This is a genomic window from Streptomyces sp. CNX435, assembly GCF_059570575.1.
Window position 1 is genome coordinate 712,232 of sequence record NZ_JCANTA010000002.1, and the last position, 15,334, is coordinate 727,565.

Below are 15,334 nucleotides of genomic sequence, written 5' to 3' on the forward strand. Positions count from 1 at the left end.
TCCTCCTCTGTGTTCCGCTGTCTGCTGTCTGGTGCTGCCGGACACCGGCGCCGGACGGCGTCGGGGCGGGGGCGTGTAGGTGTGGGGGCGCGTACTCAACGGGCCTCCCGGCGGCTGCCGGGCACGAGGCCGAACTTGGTCCGCTCGATCTCGTCCAGCGAGTGGTGCAGCGCGCCGTGGACGACCGCGTCCTCCCGCAGCGTCGAGACGGCGAGGGCCGGCTGGTCGAGTTCCTGGTCGGACAGATGCCTGCGGACGGCGGCGAGCAGCGTCTCGCCGCATCGGGCCATCGGTCCGCCGATGACCACGAGCCGCGGGTCGAGGATCACCCGTATCGCCGCGACGCCCTTGGCGAACCGGCGGGCGACCACGTCGACCGTCTCCAGGGCCGTCGGCGTGCCGTCGGTGACGGCGTCCAGCACGGCGTCGAACGCCCGGTCGCCCGCGGCGTCGAGGCGGTCCCGGAAGGCGTCGTCGCCCGCGCGCCCCGCTGCGGCCGCGGCGAGCCGCACGATCTCCGCGCCGCCGACCCAGCCCTCGAACGGGCCGAGCCCGCGCGGATGGCGGGCCGCGCCGGCGGGTCGAGCGGCCGGCTCGTCCGCGAACAGGTCGAGGAAGCCCAGGTCCCCGGCGTCGTTGGAGGCGCCGCGGTGGAGCTCGCCGTTCAGCACGATGCCGGCCCCGACGCGCTCGCCCCAGTGGACCATCACCAGCGAGTCCTCGCGCCGCTCGGCGCCGCGCCAGCGCTCGCCCTGGGTGGCGAGCTTGACGTCGTTGTCCAGGTAGACCGGGCAGCCGAGGGCGTCCCCGAGGCGGCGTACGACGATGTCGCCGCTCAGCCCCGGCATGCTCGGGATGAGCCTGATGACCCCGGTCGCCGGGTCGACGATGCCGGGCGCGCCCACCGAGGCGAACCAGATGTCGCCGGCCGCGACATCCGTCGAGGCCAGCGTCCGCGCCACCGTGTCCAGCAGCGACTGCACGGCCGCTTCGCCGCTCATCCCGGCGCCGAGCTGCACCACCTCGCCGGCGGCGACGGTCCCGGCCAGGTCGGAGACCGCGACCCGCAGGTCCTGCGGGCTGACCGAGAGGCCGAGCACGTACCCCGCCTCCGCCCGGAAGCGGACGAGCTGCGCGGGCCGCCCCGCCCGGGCGGAGTTGCGGTCGAGGGAGCCGTACTCGACGAGTCCCTCGTCGACCAGCGCGGTGAGCGAGCGGCTCACCGCCTGCCGGGACAGACCCACCGCATTGGCCAGCGCGGACACGCTCATGCTGGGCTCGGTGCGCAACTGCCGCAGGATCGCGGCGGCGTTGACCTCCCGCATGAACCGTGTTCCGGCGGCGACCAGCTGGTCCCCCATGACACCCCTCTCCCGGCACCCCTGCTTCGAGCAGGTGAACGATGTGGCGGGTACGCTAGCAGATTAAATATGATCCGTACGTAACTAATTCATCAAGGAGCTGACGTGCGATGCCCACCGCAGACGACGAGCAGGCGGCGCCGGAGTGGGCGGTGGCCGTCCGCGGCCTCGCCGAGCGGGTCTTCGGTCCGCGGGTGGCCGGCGGTATCCGCTTTGCCCTGCTAGACGAAGAGTTGCGGGGTTATGTGTACGAAGCGGCCGGCGGCGTGCTCACCGTCTCCGCGACGGACGGGGTGAGCGCGTCCGTCGGGCTCCACCACTACCTGCGGGACCGCTGCCGCCTGTCCGTCGGCTGGGACACCGAGCTGCCGCTGCCCGTGACGTCCCTCCCGGACAGTCCGCGACGGCGCGGCGAGGCGCGCGTGCGGGACGGCTATTACCTCAACTTCTGCACGTTCAGCTACACGATGCCCTACTGGGACTGGCCCGACTGGGAGCGCGAGATCGACTGGATGGCGCTCCACGGCATCACCATGCCGCTCGCGGTCACCGGCCACGAGGCCGCGCTGCACGCCGCCTACTCCCGCGCCGGCCTCGACGACCGCGCGATCCGCGACTTCCTCGGCGGACCCGGCTACCTGCCGTTCCAGTACATGGGCTGCCTCGACGGCTTCGCGGGGCCCCTGCCCGCCTCCTGGCTCACCCGCCACCGCGACCTCGGCGCCCGCATTCTGGAGCGCGAGCGCGCCTTCGGCATGACGCCCGTGCTGCCCGCCTTCACCGGGCACGTTCCGCGGGCGCTCGCGGCCTCGGCCCGCGCCCACCGTCGCGGCTGGCAGGGGTTCGACACCTGGGTACTCGACCCGGGCGACCCGCAGTACGCCCGGCTGTGTGCCGAAGTCGCCCGCGCGCAGGCCGAGTTGTACGGCACGGACCACCGGTACGCGGCCGATCCGTTCATCGAGATGACCCCCGTCGACGCCGACCCGGCCTTCCCCGGCGCGGTGGCGGACGCGACGCTCGCCGGGCTGCGCGCCGCCGACCCGGACGCGGTCTGGATCATGCAGGCCTGGCCGTTCTCGTACCAGCGGGACTTCTGGACCGACGACCGCGTCGCCGCCTTCCTCGACGCCATCCCCGACGACCGCATGGTCGTGGCCGACCTGTGGGCCGAGTACGACCCGCAGTGGGAACGCCTCGACGGGTTCTCCGGCAAGCCCTGGCTGTGGTGCGCGCTGCTCAACTTCGGCGGTCGCACCGACCCGGTCGCCGACCTGCGCGGGGTGCCCGCCGCGGTGGACGCCGCGCTGGCGGCGCCGTACCCGCCCGCGGGCCTCGGCCTGGCCATGGAGGCCACCCGCAACAACCCCGTCTTCTTCGAGCTGACGGCCGATCAGCTCTGGCGCCGGACGACCGACGTCGGCGCCTGGCTCGACGACTTCGTAGAGCGGCGCTACGGCGGGCGCGGCGACACCGGCACCCTGCGGGCCGCCTGGCAGGGCCTGCTGGACACCGTCTACGACACCCGGGGCCTGCGGATCTTCCCCGAGCAGTACAACGGGATCCTCACCGCCAGGCCGTCGTACGCGCCCGTCCACGGCGGGCTGCCGGAGCTGCGCGCCGACGTCGCCCGCACCCTCTGGTACCGGCCGGCCGCGCTGGCGGCGGCCTGGGAGCGGCTCGTCGAGGCGGCAGAGCGGGACCCCGGGCTGACCGCCGGCCCGCTGGGGCACGACCTCGTCGAGACGGGCATCGCGTTCATGGCCCGGGTCGCCGACCGGTACCACCTCGACGCCGTGGCCGAGTCCGTCCACCGCGGCGCGGGCAGCGGACCGCACCTCGACCGGTTCCTGCGCGTCTTCGACGACCTGGACCGGATGCTCGCCTGCCGGCCCGAATACACGTTCCGCCACTGGGAGTCCAAGGCGCTGGCGTGGGCCGCCGGGCCCGCCGACGCGGACGTGCTGCGGGACAACGCCCGCCGCATCGTCACGGTCTGGGGCGCCGCGGCCGGCGGGACTCTCGACGACTACGCCGGCCGGCACTGGAGCGGGCTCGTCGGCGGCTACTACCGCGACCGCTGGGCCCTGTGGGCGCGCGGCCTCGACCGGGCCCTCGCCGAGCCCGTCGGCGTGGCGGCCGAGCCCGGCGGCGGTGCCGCCGAGCGCGAGCTGCGCGACGAACTGCGGCACCGCGCCGAGCAGTTCCTCCGCGACGGCCCGGCACCACCGCCCACGGACCTCGGCGACCTCGCCGCCGAGTCGCGCCGGCTGTTCACCGCATACGCGGCACACGCCGACGCGCTCGCCCAGCACCCCACCGACCACGACCGACGAGGAGCACGATGACCCGGCCCGTCCCACCCACCGAGCGCCGCAACCCCCGCACCGCCGACATCGACACCCTGCCGACCCGCGACGTGCTCCGGCGGCTGCACGACGAGGACGCCTGGGCGGTCACCTCCGTCGGCCCGGCCACCGCCGAACTCGCCCGGGCCGTGGACGAGACGCACCAGCGGCTGAGCCGCGGCGGGACCGTGCACTACTTCGGCGCCGGCGCCTCGGGCCGCCTCGCCGTGCTCGACGCCACCGAGATCACCCCCACGTTCGGCGCCCCGCGCGAGCTGTTCACCGCCCACTTCCCCGGCGGCCCCGCCGCCCTCGCCGACTCCGCCGTCGACCACGAGGACGCCGACGCGCTCGGCGCCGCCGACGCCGCGGCCCTCCGTGAGGCCGACGTGGCGATCGGCATCACGGCCTCCGGCTCCACCCCCTACGTCGCCGGCGCGCTCCGCGCCGCCCGCGCCGCGGGCGCGCTCACGGTGCTGGTCACCTGCAACCCGCAGGCCCCGCTGCTCGATCCGGCCGGCATCGGCGTCGTCGCCGCCACCGGCCCCGAGGCGCTGACCGGCTCCACCCGGCTCAAGGCGGGCACGGCGACCAAGGTGATCCTCAACTCGTTCTCGACCGCGCTGATGATCAAGTCGGGGCGTACGTACGGCAACCTCATGGTCGGCCTCGTCGCCACCAACGCCAAGCTCCGCGAGCGCGCCGTAGCCCTGCTCGTCGCCGCCACCGACGAGGACGAGGCGACCTGCCGCGCCGCGCTGGCCGAGGTCGACGGCCGGCTGCCGGAGGCGCTCGTGCGGCTGCTCACCGGCTGCCCGCCGGAGCAGGCACGGGCCGCGCTCGCCGACCACCCCGGCGTGCGGGCGGCCGTCGCCGCGCTGAACGGGAACGCCCGATGACCACAGACGGCTTCGCGGGCGTCGACGTCGGCGGCGGCGGGATCAGGGTACGGATCGAGGCCGGCGGCGGGCGCGCGTACGGGGAGGACGTGGCGCCCGTACCCCGGGCGAACGGCCAGGTCGACCTCGACCGGCTCGCCACGCGGATCGCCGGCGTCGTCGGGAGCGCGGCGCACCCCGGAGCGCCGGTGGACCGGCTCGCGGGCATGGCCGTCGGCATCACCGGGCTGCCGGGCCTGGTCGGCGACCCCGGCGCGCTCTGGCACGCGCTGCGCGGGCGGTTCGGCCTCGGTGCGCTCGTCGTCGCGGGCGACGCCGTGACCACGCACGTCGGCGCGCTCGGGTTCGAGCCGGGCGTCGTCATCGCCGCCGGCACCGGCGTCATCACGCTCGGCACCGACCTCGACGGCGTCTGGAACCAGGCCGACGGCTGGGGCCACCTGCTCGGCGACCACGGCGGCGGCGCCTGGATCGGCCGGCAGGGCCTGCACGCGGCACTGCGCGCGCACGACGGCCGGCCCGGCGGGTCGACCGCCCTGCTGGAGCGCATGACGGCTCGCTTCGGCCACCCCTTGGACCTCGTCGCCCTCGTCTACGAGGGGAACGCGGCGGCCCACCACCTCGCCTCGTTCGCCCCGTCCGTCGGCGACGCGGCACGCGCCGGGGACGTCGTCGCCGCCCGGATCTGGACCGAGGCCGGCCGCCACCTCGGCCAGACCGCGGTGGCCGCCGCGACCGGGCTCGACCCGGTCTTCTCCTGGGGCGGCCGCCTCTTCGACGCCGCCGACCTGCTCATGGAGCCCTTCCGCGGCACCGTGTGCACCCTGCTCCCCGACGCCCACTTCACCCCGCCACGCGGCACCTCCGCCGACGGCGCCCTGGCACTGGCCAGGGCGGCGTCGGCGAGGACGCTGCGGCCGTACTTCCCGTACCTGTACGTCTTCTCCGCCGACCGGACGCCAGCGCGGTGAACCGCGGAGAGGCGTGCCGGGGGGTGGGACCGGCCTCGAAATATTTCGAAGACTTCTCGGATGTTCCGACGCCGTAAGTCAGGAATGTGGGGCCATCCGCCGATGGCAGAGCCGGGTGTGTGGCGGCTCCTTGTCCTGCTCACCAAGATTGCGAAATTTTCGGGCTCGGAGCGGAAACTTCATCTGCGGGGAGTATTGACGATCCACCGTCAACCCCTCAATCTCCTTGTCTGAGGGGCTGGCCATAGGTCGAGATTTCGAACCCTTCGGCCCCGAGCACTCTGCGCCGCACTGCAGTTCCCCACGTACTGCTGCACGACAGATCCGCGCACCACAGCACCTGTGCCACCCGTTTCGTCCGGTGGTTCGCCCCTGCGCTTCAGTCCATCCGTGATTTCTACCTTGGAGGCACAGTCATGGGCTCGTATGCCCTTTCCAGACCCGTGATCCGTAGGAAGCTCCGCGGCCTGCTGCTGGCGCTGGTCGCCGGCGTCCTCGGTGCGGTCGCCACGCTGGCCGCGCCGCCGCCCGCGCACGCCGCCGAGACCACGCTCGGCGCCGCGGCGGCGCAGAGCGGCCGTTACTTCGGCACCGCCATCGCCTCGGGCAGGCTGGGCGACTCGGCGTACACGTCGATCGCGAACCGCGAGTTCAACTCGGTGACGGCCGAGAACGAGATGAAGATCGACGCCACCGAGCCGCAGCGGGGCCAGTTCAACTTCTCCGCCGGTGACCGCGTCTACAACTGGGCGGTGCAGAACGGAAAGGAGGTGCGCGGCCACACCCTGGCCTGGCACTCCCAGCAGCCCGGCTGGATGCAGAGCCTCAGCGGCAACGACCTGCGCCAGGCGATGATCGGCCACATCAACGGCGTGATGGGCCACTACAAGGGCAAGATCGTCCAGTGGGACGTCGTGAACGAGGCCTTCGCCGACGGCAATTCGGGAGCCCGGCGCGACTCCAACCTGCAGCGCACCGGCAACGACTGGATCGAGGTCGCCTTCCGCACCGCGCGCGCCGCCGACCCGGACGCCAAGCTCTGCTACAACGACTACAACATCGAGAACTGGACCTGGGCCAAGACCCAGGCCGTGTACGCCATGGTCCGGGACTTCAAGCAGCGCGGCGTGCCGATCGACTGCGTCGGCTTCCAGTCGCACTTCAACAACGACAGCCCCTACAACAGCAACTTCCGCACCACGCTGCAGAGCTTCGCCGACCTCGGCGTCGACGTGGCCATCACCGAACTCGACATCCAGGGCGCCTCGCCCCAGACCTACGCCGCCGTGACCAACGACTGCCTGGCCGTCGCGCGCTGCCTCGGCATCACCGTCTGGGGCGTGCGCGACAGCGACTCCTGGCGACCGCACCACACGCCGCTGCTGTTCAACTCCGACGGCAGCAAGAAGCCCGCCTACACCGCCGTCCTCGACGCTCTCAACGGCGGCTCCACCACACCGCCCGGGGATTCCGGACAGATCAAGGCCGTCGGTTCAGGCCGCTGCCTGGACGTGCCGAACGCCAGCACCACCGACGGCACCCAGCTCCAGCTGTGGGACTGCCACAGCGGCACCAATCAGCAGTGGACCGCCACCGCCGACGGCGAACTCAGGGTCTACGGCGACAAGTGCCTGGACGCCGCCGGCACCGGCAGCGGCGCCAAAGTCCAGATCTACAGCTGCTGGGGCGGCGACAACCAGAAATGGCGCCTCAACTCCGACGGATCCATCGTCGGCGTCCAGTCCGGCCTCTGCCTCGACGCCGCCGGAGCCGGCACCGCCAACGGCACCCTGATCCAGCTGGCCACCTGCTCGAACGGCGGCAGCCAACTCTGGTCCCGCACCTGAGGGGGCCCGCCTGCCGCGACCGCCCCGGCAACGACGGCGGCACCGGCACCTGCGGCAGGATCCCGCCGGAGCCCTGGGAGTCCACCTCGATCCTCGCCCCGTACCAGGGCTGACATGACGGGGCACGGTGGTGCCGTCGGCGACGGCCGCCTCCCCCGCCACCGTGCCCCACTCCGCGCCGGGGTGCTCATCAGGCGAGGAACGACAGGTCGCCGTTCTCCTCGATCCGGATGGGATGGTCGCCCCACTCCACATGCTGGACGTTGTCGGTGCAGGTCACCGAGACGTCCTGGCAGAAGTAGCCGGTCTCCTCGCCGGGTTCGGCGAGGAAGATCTCCGGCATCCGGTCGCACCGCGGGTCCGTGGGGGCCAGCGGCCCCTCCGTCGTGCCGTTCTTCCCCGTCTCCCAGGCGTACCAGGCGTAGACCGACCGGGCGGTGTGCACGCTCTTCAGCGGGCGGGCCGTGTAGACGAAGTCCTGGCTGAACGCGCCCGCGCTCCCCGACGTCGTGCCCTTGCTCGTGACCAGCCAGGGCACGGTCACGCCCTCGTACGTCACGGTGCAGCGGACGGTCTCGCCGCGCGGCCGGTCGACCTCGCCCGCGCAGCGTCCCGGGCCGGTCTCGCCCATGACGCCGGCCATCCGCACGGTCTCCTTACGCAGATGGTTGAGCACCTTCTCGTTCGTCTCGGCTTCAAGCTCCGGCGACGGGAGGGCCTTCTCCAGCGCGCGGTCGTCCAGCCCGGGGTGGTGCGTGCTCGGCTCGATCCGCACCGGCCGCTTCTCGCCCTTGACCTCGGAGAGCCGAAACTCCGTGGCGCAGCCGCTCGCCTCCTCGGCGCAGCCGCCGACCAGGGCCACGACGACCGCCGCGGCCGGAACCACCGTTCGCTTCATCCCCCAGTTGTACCGTGCACGAGCCGGTAGGGGTCCCGGTTCGGGCCGGGTGGCCGTCGCAATCGACGCACGTCACGACCTTCCCCGCCGCGCGCGCCCCGTGCTCCGCGGACGCCTCACGGGGTCCCGAGGACCGGCCGGCAGATTTCGTCGATCGACGCCACCAGCCGGGCGAGTTCCGCGTGGTCCGCCGTACGTCCGTACAGGCGCCCGATACGTGCGCTCGCCCCGTACCGCGGATCGGGCGCCCGCGCCGCGTCGGCGGGCAGGTCGGCGAGGTCGACACCGGGCAGGTGGCGCAGGCCGTCGAGGCGCGCCGCCAGGGCCGGTACGTCGGTCAGGGGCGGTCCCGCGGGCCCGCGGGGCGGGCCGGCCGGCGTCAGCAGTGCGTACTGGTACGAGACCCCGTCGAACCGCGGCGGGTCCGGCACCGGCAGGCCCAGGGCCAGCCGCATCGCCGCCACCACGAGGTCGAAGCCCGACCCGCGCCGTACGACGTCGCCGACGAGGCCGCCGAGGCGGCCGTCGACCTCGATCAGCCGCGGACCGGCCTCGGTGAGCCGCAGCTTCGTGTGTACGATCCCGTCGCTGATGCCGAGTGCCCCTATGGCCGCCTCCGCCAGGCCCTCGGCGCGCTCCGCCAGCGGCGGTGCGAGGGTGTGCGGGACGAACGAGCCGCGCTGCCGGAAGGGTTCGACCAGGGGGAACTTGCCCGTCACACAGAGCCGTTGGCACTCCTTGCGGTGCACCGCCGTCTCGACGGAGACGTAGTCGCCCCACCGCGGCCCGGCCGCCGCGGGATCGCCCGGCAGCAGCGCCTCGACCAGCAGGCCCGCGCCGGGCGCCGCGGCCGAGCACGCCGCGACGGCGGCGCGCGCCTCGGAGACCGTGTCGAGCCGGCGTACGAGCCGGCCGCCGGGGCCGCGGCGCGGCTTGAGCACCGCGGGCAGGCCCACCGCGGCCAGCGCGGCATCGAGGTCCGCGGCGCCGGCCACCGGCGCGAACGGCAGGTCGTCCAGGCCCGCTTCGGCGAACGTGCGGCGCTGCTGCAGCTTGTCCACGAGCCGCCCGGTGACCGCGGGGGAGTGCCAGTACGGGATGGACAGCGCCGCCGCGATCGAGGAAGTGATCTCCATCCGCCGCTCGCTGAAGGTCAGCAGCCCGTCGGGGGCGAAGCCGGCGACCTCCGTCGCCGCCGCCCGTGCGTCCAGCCCGGTGATGTCGCACAGGGCGAACCGCCGGGTGAGCACCGGCAGCAACTCCCGTACGTGGTCCGAGGCCCGGTCCACGACGAGGAACAACTCGGCCCCGCAGCAGCGCGCCGCCGCCGCGACCTCCGGCGCGTCCGCCGACCCCGTGTCGTACAGGACGCCCACGGTCCGCTCCCGGCCCACCGTGCCCGCGCCGTCGCCCGGCGTGCCCGGTAACGACCGGGGCACCCGGACCGTCATCTCGTCCCGTCCCGCACCGCCCGCACCTACCCGCCGCCCCCATCGCGGCTGTCCGCCCCCGCGCCCAGCACCACGGCGGTGACCAGCAGGCCGCTGCGGCACAGCCAGCGGCCGGTCAGCCGCTCCAGCGGCGTGCCGTCGACCGTGGGGGCGGGGACCAGGATGCGGGCCGTGAAGGTCCCGGTGTCCGGGTCCACGTCGATACGGGCCTCGTCGAAGCCCAGTTCCCTGCGGGTGAGCGGGTACCAGACCTTGAAGACCGACTCCTTGGCGCTGAACAGCAGCCGGTCCCAGCAGACCTTGGCCGCGCCGTGCATCCGGGCGCGTACCTGCTCCTGCTCGTCCGGGAGGGCGACGGCCTCCAGGAGGTCGTCGCTCAGCGGCTCGTTGGGCTCGGCGTCGATGCCGATGCCGAGCACGTCGCCGCGGCGGGCCACGGCGGCGGCCCGGTAGCCGGCGCAGTGGGTCATGGAGCCGACGACCCCGGTGGGCCACTGCGGTGCGCCGCGACGGCTGGGCAGCAGCGGCGCCGGCTCGACGCCGAGCGTCCCCAGGGCGCGGCGGGCGCACTGCCGCACGGTGGCGAACTCCGCCTGCCGGTGCGGGACCGCTCGGGCGATGACCTGCGCCTCCTCGGGGTACAGCCGCTCCGCCGGCGGCTCGGGCGGGTCGCTGAACGCGTCGGCCGCGGCCACCTCGCCGGGCAGCAACTCCCGGAGCAGCACGGCCGGTTCGGCGGCCGTGGGCTCGGGCTGCTTCGGCGGTGCCGCCGGGGTGGCCGCCGGTGCCGGGGGGAGCACCGTACGCAGCGGCTCACGCGGCGGGCGGCGCTTCCACTCCCGCGGGTAGCCGAGCGAGACCTCGGTGAACTTGACCCCGTCGTACCAGGTGACGCGGGGGATGTGCAGGTGGCCGTAGACGACGGCGGCGGCGCGGAAGCGGTGGTGCCAGTCGGCGGTGAGCGTCGTGCCGCACCACTGCGCGAACGCCGGGTAGCGCAGGACGTCGGTCGGCTGGCGCACCAGCGGCCAGTGGTTGACCAGCACCGTCGGATGCGCCGGGTCGACGGCCGCGAGCCGCCGCTCGGTCAGGGCCACCCGCTCCCGGCACCAGGCGTCCCGGGAGCCGTGCGGGTCGGGGTGCAGGAAGTACTCGTCCGTACAGACGACACCGGCCTCGTGGGCCAGGCGCAGCGACTCCTCCTTGGTGGTGACGCCCGGCATGCGGAAGGAGTAGTCGTAGAGCACGAACAGCGGCGCGATCGTCACCGGGCCGCCCTCGCCGTGCCAGACGGGGTAGGGGTCCTCGGGGGTCACGACGCCCAGTCCGCGGCATATCTCGACCAGGTGCCGGTAGCGTTCCTCGCCGCGCAGCGTGACCGGGTCGTCCGGGTGTGTCCACAGCTCGTGGTTGCCGGGCACCCAGACGACCTTGGCGAACCGCTCGCCGAGCAGCCCGAGGGCCCACTCGACGTCGGCGACGCGCTCGCCGACGTCGCCGGCGACGATCAGCCAGTCGCCGGGCGCCGTCGGGCGCAGCCCGGCAGTGATGTCCCGGTTCTCTTGGTAGGCGACGTGCAGGTCGCTGACGGCCAGCAGTCTTCCGTGCATCAGGGCCATTCGATCATTCGGCGACGGCGGCGGGGGTGGTGTCAAGGGCATGACGACAGGTCCCGCGGGGACCCGCGCATCAGGCACGTGCCGACAGGGTGGTCCCGCCTCCTAAATTCCCGCCAAAAGGCGGCGGCCACCCTTGCGCATCGGCAAAACGCGAGTGCCCGGGGGGAGTTGCGGGTGCGGCCGAAGCCGCGCCAGACTGGTTCCTCAACGTCTGTTGAGCAGAAGTGTTCCGTTTGCGAGTGACAGGGAGCAGATCGTGACCACACCGGCCGCAGGGTCCGCCGACGGCGCACCGCTGCCCCCGGCGCCGGCCGGGCCGCCCCCCCACCCGGGGCGCTCCGGCAGCTACGGCGTGCTGTTCGGCCCGCTGCTGATCGGGCTGTTCCTCGTCCTCGCGTTCGCCGGGCTGATGATCCCCGGGCTGCGCAACCCCGCCCCCAGCGAGATGCCGCTCGGCCTGGCCGGTCCCGGCCCGGCCGTCGCGCAGGTCGAAGCGCGGCTCGCAGCCGCCGCGCCGGACGCCTTCGAGGTCAGGAAGTACGCGGACGAGGACGAGGCCCGCACCGCCCTGCGCGAGCAGGACGTGCTGGGCGCCATTGTCGTCGGCCCGTCGCCGGAACAGCCGCCCGCCCTGCTCGTCGCCGGCGCGGCCGGCGACGCCCCGACGACCGCGGCGACGACGGCGTACGAGCAGCTCACCGACGAACTCGGCACCCCGCAACGGGTGGACGACGTCGCGCCGTTGCCCGGGAACGACTCCCGCGGGGTGAGCGCCGTGCTGCTGTGCGTCGCCCTCACCATCGGCGCGCTGATCTTCCAGCTCGGTCTGAGCCTGGCCGCGGCACACGTACGGGCCGCCGGGCGATGGCTGTCCTGCGTCTGCTACGCCGTGCTCGCCGGGGTGGCCGGAGCCGTCCTCGCCGGGCCCGTCACCGGCGCCCTGGAGGGCCACTTCCTCGAACTGCTCGGCGTCACCACCCTGCTGTCGCTGACCGTCGTCGGCGTCGTCGCGGCGTGCCAGGCGCTGCTGGGCGCGCTCGGCATCGCCGTCGGCGCGCTGCTCGTACTCCCGCTCGGCCTCGCCTCCTCCGGCGGCGTCGTCGACCCGCACTTCCAACCCGCCTTCTACGGGGCCGTCTCGGAGTACCTGCCCATGGGCAGCGCGGTCTCGCTGCTCCGGCGCGTGCTGTACTTCGACGGCAACGCCGTCTCCGGACCGCTGCTCACGCTGGTGTTGTGGGCGGGCGGCGCCTGGCTCGTCACGCTGGGGATGGAACGTATCCGGCCCTTCCGGCCGCTGATGGTCATCGTGCCCGCCTCGGCCGTGGGCCCGGCCCGTACCACCGAGACCCGGACGGCCTGATGGACGGGCACACCGAACCCGCCGGCGGGCCCGCCGGCCGGCAGGCGGAGGCGGGGCAGGACCGCCGCGAGCTGATAAGGCTCGCGGCGGTCGAGCTGTTCGCCCGCCACGGCTACCGCGGCACCACCGTGCGCGCCATCGCCGAACGCGCCGGCGTGGACCCGGCGCTGGTGATGTACCACTTCGGCAGCAAGGAGAACGTCTTCTCGACGGTCATCCGGGAGACGATGCGCGCCGGGGAACTGCTGCCCGAGCTGCCGCGGCTGCTCGACGAGGTCGCCGACACCGACAGTGCCGACGACCCCGCCGCTGACGGCACCGGCGCCGGAGGCCCCGGCAGCCGGCTGCTGCGCGGCTTCCTCACCCGCTGGGAGGACGCCACCACCCGCTCCTCGCTGCTGGTGGTCTTCCGCTCCGCGATGGAGCACCCGGAGGCGTCGCAGCTGTTCCGTGAGGTCGCCGGCGGCGAACTGCTGCTGCCCATCGCCCGCCGCATCCCCGCCCCCGACCCCGAGCTGCGCGCCGCGCTGGTGGCCTCGCTGCTCGTCGGACTGGTCACCGGGCGCTACGTGGTGCCCATCGAGCCGCTGGCCGGGATGGCGCTGGACACGGTCGTCGACCTCTACGGCCCGTACGCCGACGACATGCTGCTCGGCCGGCTGGGCGGCTCCCCGCCACCCGGCCGCCCGGGCCCCTGACCCCGCGGGCACCGGCACCGGCACCGGGTGTCCGCGGGATCAGGGCGGCGGATCGTCGTCAGTGGCTCGTCGGCAGCGTGCCGTTGACGAGGGCCTCCACCACCTGGCGCCGCTGCATCTTGCCGCTCGGGGTCTTCGGCAGCGTGCCCCGCGGCACGACCTCCACCCGGTCAGGACGCAGCCCCGTCTCCGCGGCGACCGCCTGGATCACACCGTCGCGGATCCCCGCGACCTCCTTGGCGTCCGCGTGGCTCTTCGACTCCACGACCAGCACCAGCGCCTCTGTGCTGCGCTCCTCGTCGGGGCAGCCGACGGCAGCGATGGAGTTCGCCCGCAGCCCCGCCACCGAGGCGGCGGCCGACTCGAAGGCGTACGGGTGGTAATTGGACCCGGCGATGATCACGACATCCTTGATGCGGCCGGTGACGTAGGTCTGTCCGCCGTCGGTGAACCCCTGGTCGCCGGTGTTCAGCCAGCCGTCGTCCCCGAGGACCTTCGCGGTCTCCTCGGGCTGGCGGTAGTAGCCGGACATCATCGAGGCGGTACGCAGCAGGATGGTGCCCTGCCGGCGGTCCGGCAGCTCGGCGCCGGCGTCGTCGACTACGCGCAGCTCCATCCCCGTCAGCGGCGTGCCGGAGGAGACCAGCTCCTGCGCGTCGGCGGCGTCCGGCCCGGCCTCGACGACCTCGCCGTCGGCGGCCAGCCGGTCGCGGCTGACGGTGAGGGTGGTCAGCGGCTCGCCGGGGACGCACATGGTCGCGGCGAGGGTGATCTCCGCCATGCCGTAGCACGGCATCATCGACGGCGCGCGGTAGCCGTACGGGGCCATGCGCTCGGCGAACAGCCGCAGCGTGTGCGCCTGGACGACCTCGGCGCCGTTGCCGGCGACCCGCCAGGCGCCCAGGTCGAGGCCAGCCAGCTTGGCGTCGGGGATGTTCGAGGCGCACATGCGATACGCGAAGTTGGGCGCCGAGGTGAACGTGCCCCGGTAGCGGTGCATCGCCCACAGCCACCGCTCCGGCCGCACCGCGAACGACAGCGGCGGCATGCTCGCCACCGGCAGGCCGTGCAGCAGCGGGGCGAGGTTCAGCCCGATCAGGCCCATGTCGTGGTGCATCGGCAGCCAGCTGACGATCAGGTCGCCGGCGCGGTAGCCGCGCTCGCCGATGGCCCGGGCGTTCGCGAAGACCGCCTCGTGGGTCAGGGTCACGCCGCGGCTGTCGCCCGTGGTGCCGGAGGTGAACTGCAGCAGCGCGACGTCGTCGGGCTTCGCCTGCGCGGCGGCCAGGTCCAGTCCGCCCTCGAAGGGCGGCTCGACGATCGCCACCCCCGCCTCCTTGCACGGCTCGGTGACGGCGTCGAGGAACTCCGGCGCGACGACCACGGCGCGCGGCTCCGCGCGGCTGATCAGCAGGCGCAGCCGGTCGGCCCAGCGCTGCCGGCGCATCGTCGCCAGCGGCGGCTCGCTGACGAACGGGATGGCGCCGAGCAGGAAGCAGCCGTGCAGGGTGGCATACGCGTCGGCGCCGGTGTCCATGCAGACGCCGACGCGGTCACCGCGCCGTACGCCGTGCTCCGCGAGGGTCGTCGCGGCGGCGCCCGCGCGCTCGGCCAGCTCCGCCGCGGTCAGCCGCACCGGCTCCGCGGCGCCCTCGACGTACGCCAGCGGCCGGTCGGGGTCACTGTCCGCCAGGTCCAGCAGAGCCGCGCCGATCGTGGCCGCCGAGGTCATCGCGACCGGGGCCGGGTCGGGCTCCGGACGGAATCCCCGTCGGTCCTCGTGGATTTCCCCGGTCGAATCTGCGGTTGTCATTCTCTACCCCCGAATTGGCTGGCACGCGCGCGGCATTAAACGGACTGGCCAAGATAAGGTCATTTT

The 15,334-nt window shown here is 73.9% G+C and carries 11 protein-coding genes and 1 pseudogene; 6 read left to right on the plus strand and 6 right to left on the minus strand.

The features are described from left to right. Positions 1-95: 95 nt before the first annotated feature. A complete protein-coding gene (locus tag T328_RS06405; RefSeq protein ID WP_496494869.1) occupies positions 96-1,361 on the minus strand; it encodes an ROK family transcriptional regulator in 1,266 nt (421 codons plus the stop codon). Positions 1,362-1,471: 110 nt separating this feature from the next. On the opposite strand from T328_RS06405, the gene T328_RS06410 reads away from it, so the two are divergent. The 4 genes from T328_RS06410 (at position 1,472) to T328_RS06425 (ending at position 7,426) form a co-directional block, all read left to right on the plus strand. Further along, positions 1,472-3,709 (plus strand): alpha-N-acetylglucosaminidase, encoded by a 2,238-nt coding sequence (locus tag T328_RS06410; RefSeq protein ID WP_496494870.1) that lies wholly within the window; start codon positions 1,472-1,474, stop codon positions 3,707-3,709. Continuing rightward, entirely contained in the window at positions 3,706-4,608 is a 903-nt protein-coding gene (locus T328_RS06415) for an N-acetylmuramic acid 6-phosphate etherase (RefSeq protein ID WP_496494871.1), read from the plus strand. The genes T328_RS06410 and T328_RS06415 overlap by 4 nt, the downstream gene beginning before the upstream one ends. After that, positions 4,605-5,579 (plus strand): N-acetylglucosamine kinase, encoded by a 975-nt coding sequence (locus T328_RS06420; protein ID WP_496494872.1) that lies wholly within the window; start codon positions 4,605-4,607, stop codon positions 5,577-5,579. Before T328_RS06415 ends, T328_RS06420 begins: the two co-directional genes overlap by 4 nt. A gap of 416 nt (positions 5,580-5,995) precedes the next feature. After that, positions 5,996-7,426, plus strand: coding sequence for an endo-1,4-beta-xylanase (locus tag T328_RS06425; protein WP_496494873.1), 1,431 nt, complete (start codon positions 5,996-5,998; stop codon positions 7,424-7,426). Positions 7,427-7,616: 190 nt separating this feature from the next. Here the strand turns inward: T328_RS06425 and T328_RS06430 are convergent, their stop codons facing one another. The 4 genes and pseudogenes from T328_RS06430 to T328_RS06445 all read right to left on the minus strand — a co-directional run. Continuing rightward, positions 7,617-8,324, minus strand: a complete 708-nt coding sequence (locus T328_RS06430) for a hypothetical protein (protein WP_496494874.1) — start codon at positions 8,322-8,324, stop codon at positions 7,617-7,619. Positions 8,325-8,440: 116 nt separating this feature from the next. Next, positions 8,441-9,775, minus strand: a complete 1,335-nt coding sequence (locus T328_RS06435; RefSeq protein ID WP_496494875.1) for an ATP-grasp domain-containing protein — start codon at positions 9,773-9,775, stop codon at positions 8,441-8,443. Positions 9,776-9,801: 26 nt separating this feature from the next. Further along, entirely contained in the window at positions 9,802-10,500 is a 699-nt protein-coding gene (locus T328_RS06440; protein ID WP_496494917.1) for a 4'-phosphopantetheinyl transferase family protein, read from the minus strand. A 36-nt stretch (positions 10,501-10,536) separates the two neighbouring features. Next, positions 10,537-11,436, minus strand: a pseudogene (locus T328_RS06445) (metallophosphoesterase family protein); the annotation flags it as partial. A 214-nt stretch (positions 11,437-11,650) separates the two neighbouring features. On the opposite strand from T328_RS06445, the gene T328_RS06450 reads away from it, so the two are divergent. Beyond that, positions 11,651-12,757, plus strand: a complete 1,107-nt coding sequence (locus tag T328_RS06450) for an ABC-2 transporter permease (RefSeq protein WP_496494876.1) — start codon at positions 11,651-11,653, stop codon at positions 12,755-12,757. Then, a complete protein-coding gene (locus T328_RS06455; RefSeq protein ID WP_496494877.1) occupies positions 12,757-13,455 on the plus strand; it encodes a TetR/AcrR family transcriptional regulator in 699 nt (232 codons plus the stop codon). The genes T328_RS06450 and T328_RS06455 overlap by 1 nt, the downstream gene beginning before the upstream one ends. A 58-nt stretch (positions 13,456-13,513) precedes the next feature. On the opposite strand, the gene T328_RS06460 is transcribed toward T328_RS06455, so the two are convergent. Next, positions 13,514-15,268 carry a fatty acyl-AMP ligase gene (locus tag T328_RS06460; RefSeq protein WP_496494878.1) on the minus strand — a complete coding sequence of 585 codons (1,755 nt, stop codon included), beginning with the start codon at positions 15,266-15,268 and terminating at the stop codon, positions 13,514-13,516. Positions 15,269-15,334 lie beyond the last annotated feature (66 nt).